Consider the following 11,437-nt stretch of genomic DNA (forward strand, 5'->3'; position numbering starts at 1 on the left):
TGTGTTTACAGCCCTAACCTGGCTTGTAGTAAGGTTATCCCAAAGGAATGAAGGCGTATTAGGCTGAACACCTGCATCCAATACAATAGAAGTACCGCCGTCAACGCACATATTAACATCCGGCCCTAAATCTACCACAGGTTTAGGATAAATATTGGCGTGAACTGCTAAACGTGGAGTCTCACAAGGAGCCTGCATACCAAATCTGGCATTCGGCAAATTAGTATTGGTTCCGGTACCTGCTATTCCACAGCTTGACCCCGGATCATCGGTATTATTACTTAGGAAGCGTCCTGAAATTGTCCTTGACTGATGATTTCCGGTTGAAGAAAAACCAGGTTGAACCTGACTTCTGCAAACTTCTATAACGATGTTATCGGTTCCATTCCATACTAAAGGCGTTCCGGTGAAAGTATAAGTATTCCAACCGATAACCGGCATAACAGAACTATTGGTATAAACTTGAGTTGTTCCGCTCTGCCAGGTAGTAAGAGTAGTCATTGTCGATGGAACAAACTTTACTTTAATAGTAAAATTCGGAATCGGGTTTGCCGGAAGGCTTGTACAATTAAATGCAAGAGAGGTAAGATTGCCCGGATTTCCACCCGCAGCAATTATTTCAGGCGCTGTATATAAGAATTCCAAACTATACCTTCTCCACCATTCGCTGTATGGCCCTGCAAGGTTTCCTGTACCGCCGGAAGAAGTAGTCCCGGTACCCACTTGTATAGTTACAGGCGCTCCACCTCCTGAACCACCTTCTGCAGCAACATAATAGGTTTGAGATGCAGTTAAAGATGGCGTAATCCAGGGTGTGCCGGAGCCTATTGATAAACCACCGGTCGGAACGTCATACCACTTAGCAGTACTGTTACCACCTGTCTGTGCCTGCAATGTAACTGTACCTGGTCCGCAATTAAAACTATCTGTAACACCCAATAATTGAGGATTAACTACCACAACATATTTAACCGGCATCTGACAAGTATCTGTTATAGATTTAACCAGCGCACGATAGTAGTGGTTGGCAGTTAATGTTGGTGTTGTATAACTTGTACCGGTGGCTCCGGTTATGTTTACATAAGAAGAAGGTACTCCGGTTGTCGATTCCTGCCACTGAACTGAATTCGGGGCATATCCTGTAGCAGGCATTAAGGATAAGGTTGAAGTTCCTGTAACACAAATAGAATCAGGCAAGCCTTTAATTGTTACTGAATCAGGCTGAACCCAAATATTAATCGTATCTGCAAAAGTACAACCTGTAGGAATGGTTGGATCGCCAGCCATCAGGTAATAGGTTTGTTGTCCCACGTTCGTGGTTTTCATGTATATACTTGTAGCGCTGCCTCCTGTATAAGGAGTAGTAGCTGCAGCATTTGTATATAGATTTGTTATCGGCGTCCAGTTATAAGAAGGATAAGCCGGCGTTGGCTGAGTTAATGTAATAGCGGCAACTTTATTGTTACAAACTACAGCCGGGAATGTTTTTCCTACGACCGGACTTGAATTAATAGTTGCTACTACCGGTACTCTTGGTCCTTCACAACCTCCAATTGCTGAAACTCTCCAATCATAGCTGAAATAATAAACATTTGCAGTAGGAGAATTAAAGCCCTGAGAACCGGATGTAATATTTAGAACAGGACATGTGAATGGATAAGCAGAAGCATTAAACCCTTCATTGCGCAAATTAGTAAGTCCTGTAAATGCAGCAATTCCCATAATATAATTTCCCGGAGGCAATGAATTAGCACCTACATAAACCATCGTCTTTGTAGTTCCTGTTCCGGTCATTGATGGAGATACAGGTCCGGTATACACAACCGCCTGAGTGGTTGCATTCCATACTCTCATCTGGATAGTTCCTGTGCCGATAGGATAGACTCCCACTGAATCAATGTTACAAGTATTTGTTACTGTAAAATTTAATCCCCAACCGACAGAAGTAGTAATAAAAGGATTATTCTGAATGAAATTAGGCAGACCTACATTATACTGTGCATTATTTCCATTAACAACCGAAGCAGCATAATAAGTGGTGTTCTGAGTCAAATAGGGTGTGCTATAAGTATTGTTTGTAGAAATAGGTATTGTTTGTGTCAGACTTGTAAACCAGCGAATACCCGCTCCTCCTGCCGGAGTAGCCGTTAAATTAACGGTTCCCGGTCCACAACGTGAGCCAGGTGTGGTTGCAGGTGTACCTGGATTAAGAACCACAACTTGTGCAGAAGCCGGAGTAGTTATTAACGTTGTAGTACCATTGCATATTAGTTGACATCTGTAATAAGGCGAAGCTACAGGAGATACCGAATAGGTTGGTCCTGTGGTAGTTGCAAGATTAGTCCATGGACCACCTGCAGCAGGTGCAGATTGCCATTGATAAGTTAAACCTAATGTTGGTGGCATAGGCGTATTAGGTACAAATTCCAAAGTTGCAGCCTGGGAATAACAAACATTACCTGGCGTAACCGTAGTTGTTGCAGCAGTAGGAAGCCCTGTTTGAGCACTGCAATTAGCCGGAGGCGTCCAGCGATATATTTGGCCTGTTGCAGGTTTTGTGGCAATACCGGTTGTAAATGTAGTCGAAGATGCCGTTGGGGTCGGCGTCGCATTATTTAATGACAAATACGTAGGAGTAGCCAGGCCATCAACGATACCAATAGAAGCACCACTCGAACCTGACGGGTTTCCCGGTTGGGATTCCTGATTATAAATGTACTCTATAACATTGGTTGTTTCATATAACTTTACCTGACAACTGATGTTTGGGCCTGTTGTACTCCAGTTCCATTCCCAGTTCTTAAACTGAAATGTAAAAACACGATTAGGCGCAGCTCCGGTTGTAGTATAGACTGCCTGACCTGTTGCACCATCCAAGTCGTCCCACAACCACATTAAAGCAGGTTTAATGGTACCAAAGCTTGAAGCATCATTAAATGCCGTACTGGCTGATCCTGTAGAGAAAGTTAAATAGCCATTAGATCCCGCCCTAACGGATGTATAATTTACACCACAAAAATTAAATGTGAAATTTAAAGGGATAGTAGTAGTTGAACAGTTATCATCACCTTGCACAGGCGTAAATGATGTTCCGGTAATTGTTGCGTACGTGCCTGCTACTGCAGTAAATCCGTATTGAGATGCGGTTTGCGCAAATGATTTACTTTGACCTAATAACCAACCTACGGAGGTTAATAAAATCAGAATACGCATTTTTTTTGTAAAAATGTTTCCCATAAAAAAATAAAAAAGTTAAACTACGAGATTATTGGTTAAGGTTCTCTTTCCGGGGTATGATAAAAAAAATTGCGTTATCTACCCAACCATTTCAGGATAGACAGATAAACTTTAAAAAAAGTTGGTTAATTTTTTGTTATCGTAAAGTATTTGTTAATCAGGATTTAAATAACTTTAAATAAAGCGCAAAGGAGCGCTTCGTAATGAAATACCACATTAATATGTGAGTTCATCATAAACACTTCGCAACTCACTATAAGCATGATTATCGCCGGCAGCTTTTGCAGCTTCCATCCCTTTACCATAAATGCTAATAGCTTCATCCGGCTTACCTATGCGTTCCAGAAGTTTGCCGTAATGATAATAAGTTGCAACATAAGACGGATTCGATATAAGATTTTGCTCAAAGCATTTTGTGGCTTCTTCATCATCACCTTCTTTCAAAAATTCCAATGCCAGGGCATGCATCAAAAAATTATCACCGGGACTTTCTTTCAGGAATTGCTGTAGTTGAAATATTCTGCTCATGATACAAAACTACTGAATATCGTTGCGACAACAAGCTAATATCATACATTGCTCAATTGCCGGAGTTGCCTGTATAAAGCCTGATTCAAATCGCAGTATCCAAATAAAAGAGGCTATCCGTAGTTCCGGATAGCCTCTTTCGATTATTAAATCTGTAATTCAAAGTTTGTATTATCGTATCACTTCCAGTTTCTTTATCAATCTTCCCCTTTCAGAATTAATTACCACATTATAGATTCCTGATACTAAACCGGCGCTATTAAACCGGAATTTAGTCGCATTAATATTATCCGATCTGAAAACCTGCTGACCCGCTATATTCAAAACCGCAATGGATTTAATCTTTATGCCGCTATTGTTAGCGATAGTAACCCATGCCCAGGAAGGGTTGGGATAAATGGAAATAACATTTTGAAGGATATCCAAATCATTCATACCGGTTGGAATACCGTCACTATGAATAACTTTCGTAACTGTAACATCTCCACAATCCTGATTATTTCTCACAGTAAGGCTTACAGTGTAATCTCCTGCAATATTGTACTGATGATTAACCTGGCCCGGAATGCCTGTACCCGGCAATGTCTGCCCGTCTCCAAAATCCCAGATATAACTTGTGACATTCTGGACCCCGACAGCATTAAATGTATAACTGCCGCCCGTATTATCAATTATCGCAATTGAATTTACTTCAGGACTCGGGTAAGCAGCAACAACTACAGTATCTCTGTCAAAACAACCGTCTGTGTTTTGCACTTTTACATTATAACTACCTGGCGTAGAAACCTGAATTGTTTGTGTAATATGTCCGTTAGCCCATATATAAACAGGATTCTTAGGATGCATCCCCGCATCAAGGGTGATTTCAGACTCTTCGCAAATCACCGCGTTTTGTGGATTAATACTTAAAATCACACCAGTTAAGTTAGCCGCTTTTGAATCAGTGACCGTATCGTTTGTATTTACGGCATCAGGCAAACCATTCGCCTGCACAACCCATGCTTTAATAACTTTAGGAGTATTGTCAGCAAAGAACACATCTCCAAGACTCACAATCGCTGTATTGTTGGGAGCAGTAGTAAAGTTCGTAATCGGAGCCGGTGCAGTATACGCAACAGGAGCCTGAGCAACTCCATCAACCGTCCAGTTAATAAGAATATCATTTATTGTTGCCGTACCCTTATTAGAAACTGCTACCGATACAGGAGCTGAAGCATTTGAACAAAAATTTTCAAGAGTTATTACACTATCCATTTGAACATCAATAGGAGGTGTTGGCTTAAACCTGTATATCTGGCCATTAGCAGGTTTGGCTCCAATATTGGATGTTAAAGTGGTTGATGATGCAGACGGGGCTGCAGTAGCGTTATTTAATGAAAGATAAGTTGAGGTCGTCTGATCGTCAACAATACCTATAGTGGCACCGCCAGAACCTGTTGGGTTCCCGGCCTGGGTTTCTTGTTTATAAATATATTCTATAATATTTGTAGTCTCATATAATTTCACCTGAATACTGATATTTGGACCCGCTGCATTCCAGTTCCATTCCCAATTTTTAAACTGAAAAGTGAAAACGCGGTCAGGCGCTGTGCCGGTTGTTGCATAGGTTGCTGTTCCCGTTCCCCCGTCTATATCATCCCACAGCCACATTAATCCGGGTTTAATAGTTGCAAGTCCGGCAACACTATTGGTGGCCGTTTGTCCCCAACCTGTAGTAAAAGTCAGATATCCATTTGAACCAGCTCTTACAGTAGTATAATCCTCTCCGCAAAAGTTGAATGTAAAACCAAGAGGTACTGTTGCCGCAGGACAAACATCATCACCCTCAACTGCCGTAAAAGCTGTACCTGCAGCCATGTTGGTATAGGTTCCTGCTAATGCTGTAAATTGATATGTATTGGCTCCCTGAGCGTTTACATCTTGAATAAACCAAAATGATATAATACTCAGAGCAATAAAACGGGGTAATTTTCCTTTATTCATAATAATATTTTTAATATAATTTAAGTCGATTAATTCCGGGATTATTTAATGATTTTAAGTTTCCTTGCGACTGTTCCTTTATCAGTATAAACTTCTATAGTATACACGCCTGGTGCGATACTGTCAAAGTTGATAACATGTTTGTCTTTTGAATCTGCTTTTGAATGATAAACTAATTGGCCCAAAATGTTATAAACCTCTATCTTTTCCATCTCAAGGTTTGCCTTGTTATGAATAGTGGCGTGGCCATTTGAAGGATTTGGATAAACCGTAAGCTCATCATTGCTCAGGTTAATTTGACGGATGCCGACAATATGTGTTGCCAGTGTATCGGTAGTAAATCCGCAGATGCTGCTCAGTCGCAACACTACTGTATAATCGCCCATGTTTTCGTATTCATGAATTGGAGAAGCCTGATAACTATGCGGAGATCCATCACCAAAATCCCAGTCGTATCCGACCACATTCTGAGGGTAAACAGCAGTGAAATGAAAGAGCATCTGACCATTGTTTACAACGTTTATGCCGCCGATCGACGGCAATTCTCCCTGCATTGTTACCTGAATAGTATCGGCAGCGGTGCAGCCGCCCGCATTTGTCACAAAGACATTATATGTGCCTCCTGAATTTACCTCAATAGTCTGACTTATCTGACCGGTATTCCAGTAATATTCAATTCCGTCATTGCCGGCATCCAGCGTAAGGGTAGTCCCATTACAAACCAAAGTATCATCACTCAGATCAATAACCGGATTATTTACAATAGTAAAATTTACGGTATCGCTGCCTATACAGCCATAACTATTGGTAACCTGCACATAATAAGTACCGCTGGCAGTAACGGCTCTTACCTGACTTATGCTGTTATCATCCCAAAGGAATGAAGGATTATCAGGCTGGAAGGCTGCATCCAGTACAATCCCGTCACCCATGTCAACGCATTTGTTACCATCAGGACCTAAATCAACTGCAGGCTTCGGATAAACATCTACATTAATAGCTTTCCTTACGCCCTCGCAGCCTCTGGCATTAACAGAGGCAACATAGACAACATAAGTATTGTTGCTATCCAGCGTCAGGTATGGCGTGCTGTATATGTTGTTTGTTGAAACAGGTGTTGCCTGTGTCATACTGTTAAACCAACGGATAGTATTGCCGGCACCGGGATCTGCGATTAAGTCCACACTTCCAAATCCACATTGCGTTATATCAGCAGGTATTACAGGTATTCCGGGATTATCAATTATCACCTGGGTTGGTGTTGATGTCATTAATACGGTTAATGAATTGCACAATAACTGACACCTGAAAAACAACGGGGTACTTACAGGTGTCGTAGTCGTGTATGTAGGCGTGGCAAAATTGGTTGTTCCCAAATTTGTCCAGGGCCCCGTGGCTGCCGGTGAAGATTGCCACCTGTAGGACGTTCCTGACATTGCCGGTAATGGCGTTACAGGAACGAAACCCAATGTTACGTTCCCTGATATGCATATAGTATCAGGATCTACTGTTGTAGCCGCAGAAGCAGGTAAATTTGTAACTGCACTACAATTAACAGGCGGCGTGAAACGATAAATCTGACCGGTAGCAGGTTTAGTATTAATATTCGTAGTAAAACTGGTTGAGGAAGCTACGGGAGTTGCGGTGCTGTTGTTTAAAGACAGGTAAGTTGCCGTGGCCGAACCGTCTGCTATACCGATAGACGCACCACCTGAACTACCGGGATTACCTGCGGCTGCCTCTTGCCTGTAAATATATTCTATTACATTCGTGGTTTCATATAATTTGACCTGCACACTTATTGTAGCGACATTGGAGCTCCAGTTCCACTGCCAATTCTTAAATTCCATGGTAAACACCCTATTGGGAACAACGCCTGTTGTTGTATAAGATGCAGCACCTATATTTCCTCCGCCGTCCAAATCATCCCAAAGCCACATTAAAGAAGGCTTAATAACATTCAGGTTATTGGCAGTATTACTTAAGGTATTTGCTCCGGTCGTCGAAAAAGTCATATAACCATTTGAGGCAGCTCTTATGGTTGTATAATCTATACCGCAAAAATTGAATGTAAATCCGAGAGGAATGGTAGCAGCGGGACAAACATCATCACCCTGAACTGCGGAAAATGCTGTTCCCGTAATTGACGTATATGTGCCTGTTGCTGCTGTAAACCCATATTGATTCGCTGCCTGCCCAAATGCCTTGTTTTGAAACACCCATCCGGACATGGTCAACAAAATCAAGCTGCAAATGCTTTTCGTAAAAAAATTCTGCATAATTAAAATAATAATTTAGATTATAAAAAACATTAAATCACATTAAAAAATGCAATTTTAATGCCAATATAATACATAAAATTATAATTTCATACTCTAATCCAGCATTTTTAACGAATTTAACAGTTAAAAAAGTTATAAAACAAACAAAAACACTAACAAATAAATGGAAATATATAAAAGCATAAACAAATAACAGAAAAGACTTTAAGAAATAAATTAAATTTAATAAATAATAAAAAATTGAAAATCAATAGTTTAAAACTAAATGTAAAATCCCAAATTAACATAATCGCATGCATGAATGACAACTATTTTTGTAAAAATGATTTACAGGACTAAAAAATTTAAAATAAATACTTTTAAATCACTTAAATAAGTATATTTAAATACCATTTATACATTATTGATTAATCACATTCAATAGATACGTTTTCAATTCATCATTTTGGTTACCGTTTAAATATTCAATCCCGAAAAATGATAATCTCTCCAGTCACTATATCCCTGCTTTATCATTAAAATATATAAAACCAATTCAATAAAGGAATAAGCAAAAAAGCTATTTTTGTCAGGTTAAAAATTAAAAAAATAAAACACCGTACATGCAACAACAAGAAGGGTTCAAAAAATTTTTACCGCATCTTCTGATTATCGGCATTTTCCTTGCACTGAGCTGCGCTTTTTGTTATCCGCAGTTTCAAGGCAAAACCCTGGCACAACATGATATAAACACATGGCTTTGGGCATCTAAAGAGAGTCGGGATTTTCATGATAAAACAGGAGGAACTATACTTTGGGCCAATAACATGTTTTCCGGGATGCCGGAAATTTCCGTAAATAGTTATGCGGAAAACAATTGGTTCCGTAAACTAAACATGTTATTCCAATTAAATGATCATGGAAAAACAATGCCGACTCCGGTTCCATACTTCTTTATGGCTATGTGTTGTTTTTATATTTTAATGTTGACACTGCGGGTAAATAAATGGCTTGGACTTATTGGTGCTGTAGCATTTGCCTTTAGCACTTATAATCCAACAATTATTACCGCCGGGCATACTTCCAAATTTATGGATCTGGCTTATATTCCGGTTATTCTTTCAGGAATGATTTGGGCTTACAGGGGAAAATATTTTCCGGGTGCTGCCCTGGCCGGTCTTGCATTTGCTTTATTTTTCGACAGTAATCACCTTCAGATTATTTATTATTCCATATTCCTGTTTTTCATTTTTGTTGTTGCAAAATTTGTAGATGCATTAAGAAAAAAGGAATTGAAAAAATGGTTTTTTGCATCGGTTTTAATTGGCATTGGAGCGATTTTTGCGTTTTTGGCAAGTTCTTCTTCTATTATTCAAATGAAAGAATTCGCACCATTGTCTATGCGTGGTAAAGGCAGCGAATTAACAGAAGGAGGAAAAAAGAAAAACGCAGGGCTGGATAAAGACTATGCTTTTTCATGGAGCAATGGTGTTGGTGAATGTTTCAGCATACTGGTACCAAACCTTTACGGTGGATCTATCGACGAAAATATAGGTTCCAATTCCAATTTAGGAAAAAAATTAAGTGATTTAAACCAGCCCGAGGAAGTAATCGACCAGATGACTTCTCATGTGAGTCTTTATTGGGGTCCGCAACCATTATTGAGTGGCTCTGTCTATTTCGGTGCAGTTATTTGTTTGCTTTTTGTTCTTTCCTTGTTCATTATCCGCAGCAATATGAAATGGTGGCTGGCTGGCGCTGCGCTTCTGTTCATTTGTTTTTCTATGGGTAAAAATTTCTCGACATTGAATTACTTCATGTTCGATCATTTCCCGTTATTTAATTCGTTCCGTTCGCCTAATATGGCCATCTCATTGGCTTCCATCATATTCCCGATGCTCGCTATCTGGGCTTTGAAAGACATTTTTGAAGAAAAAATATCCAAAGAAGAATTGTGGAAAAAGTTGAAATACTCCCTGATAATTACAGGCGGATTGTGCTTAGTAATACTTGTGGCTACGCAAACCATGATGGATTATAAAAGCATGGGTGACGAACGTATGATACAGGCATACGGACAAGCCGGTCCGGATATTGTGAAAGCCATTCGTGAAGACAGACAAAGCGCTGCAACAACAGATGCTATGCGTAGCCTGGTTTTTGTATTGCTTGCAGGCGGTGCGCTTTGGGCTTACAGCAAAGGAAAAACGAACAAAAATCAAACTATTATTGCTTTAGGCATCTTAATAGCAATAGATTTAATTCCTATCGCGCACAGATGGCTGAACGAAGATAAATTCAGGGATACGGAAGAATATATGGCTGAAAATTTTGAGCCAAGTCCTGCTGATGCTCAGATTCTGCAGGATAAAGACCCTTATTATCGTGTCCTTGACTTGACCGGCGATCCTTTCAGCAACTCCAAGCCAAGCTATTTCCATAAAACGCTGGGCGGATACTCTGCTGCCAAATTGCAGATTTATCAGGATCTGATTGAAAACCAATTGGGCAAATTGAATGTTCCGGTTTTGAATATGCTCAATACCAAGTATTTCATCATTCCAACTCAGGACGGTAAAAGTGGGGTACAACAGAACCCTGCAGCGCTCGGCAATGCATGGTTTGTTTCTGATATTAAATGGGTAAAGACAGCTGATGAAGAAATGGCTGCATTAAATGGCCCGAGCCTTCAAACACCAATGGATACAACTGCAGGCAATTTCAACCCTACCCAAACAGCTATTGTACGTGATACGTTTAAATCTGTTGTTGGAAATTATAATTTTGGTAAAGATCCTGCAGCCTATATTAAGTTAGCACCCAATGGTTATGCTGCCGACAATTTGAAATACGAATCCAATAATACGCAACCCGGAATTGCAGTATTTTCCGACATTTATTACCCAACCGGATGGACGGCCACTATCGACGGTAAAGAAGCAACGGTTTTTAAAGCAGATTATGTATTACGTGCCATGAAAATTCCGGCAGGAAAGCATACCATCGAATTCAATTTTCATTCCAAAGCATTCGAAACAGGAAAAACGATGGCATTGATTGGCAGCATTTTGTTAAGCCTTATGATTGCTGCGGGTATTTATTTCAGCTTTTTGCAAAAAAGGATAAGAAAGTTATTGTGACAACTGTTCCTGAAAAAAAATAAGGTTAATAAAAAATTATTAAATCAAAAAAGCAGATTCTAACCAAAGAGTCTGCTTTTTAATTGATGGGGTAAAAATCCAATGCGAATAAAAATTCTGAATCAAAAAAGAATAGATTTTAAGCGGATAATACTTAAACAATAATTATCAATTAAATATTTTTATAAGTATTACTACAATATACTTAGCACGCCCCTGACAAACATTGGTTCTAAAATCATTATTAATATTATCTATTGACACATGTTGAAAACTCCGTGTATGTGC

Annotated in this window: 5 protein-coding genes; 1 reads left to right on the plus strand and 4 read right to left on the minus strand. The window is 39.7% G+C overall.

All coding sequences use genetic code 11. The features are described from left to right. The 4 genes from F0919_RS07200 to F0919_RS07215 form a co-directional block, all read right to left on the minus strand. The coding region (locus tag F0919_RS07200) for an immunoglobulin domain-containing protein (RefSeq protein ID WP_216629378.1) at nucleotides 1–3,213 on the minus strand (3,213 nt) is incomplete at its 3' end. Between the two features lie 240 nt (nucleotides 3,214–3,453). Next, entirely contained in the window at nucleotides 3,454–3,765 is a 312-nt protein-coding gene (locus tag F0919_RS07205; RefSeq protein WP_190277301.1) for a hypothetical protein, read from the minus strand. 171 nt (nucleotides 3,766–3,936) lie between these two features. Then, nucleotides 3,937–5,748, minus strand: a complete 1,812-nt coding sequence (locus F0919_RS07210) for a PKD domain-containing protein (RefSeq protein WP_150032032.1) — start codon at nucleotides 5,746–5,748, stop codon at nucleotides 3,937–3,939. A gap of 41 nt (nucleotides 5,749–5,789) precedes the next feature. Further along, nucleotides 5,790–8,027, minus strand: coding sequence for a T9SS type A sorting domain-containing protein (locus F0919_RS07215; protein WP_150032033.1), 2,238 nt, complete (start codon nucleotides 8,025–8,027; stop codon nucleotides 5,790–5,792). A gap of 605 nt (nucleotides 8,028–8,632) precedes the next feature. Between F0919_RS07215 and F0919_RS07220 the strand changes: the two genes are divergently transcribed. Then, nucleotides 8,633–11,149, plus strand: a complete 2,517-nt coding sequence (locus F0919_RS07220) for a YfhO family protein (protein ID WP_150032034.1) — start codon at nucleotides 8,633–8,635, stop codon at nucleotides 11,147–11,149. Nucleotides 11,150–11,437: the final 288 nt, after the last annotated feature.

The sequence above is a fragment of the Taibaiella lutea genome (genome assembly GCF_008629695.1).
GTDB classification, from domain to species: Bacteria; Bacteroidota; Bacteroidia; order Chitinophagales; family Chitinophagaceae; genus Taibaiella; species Taibaiella lutea.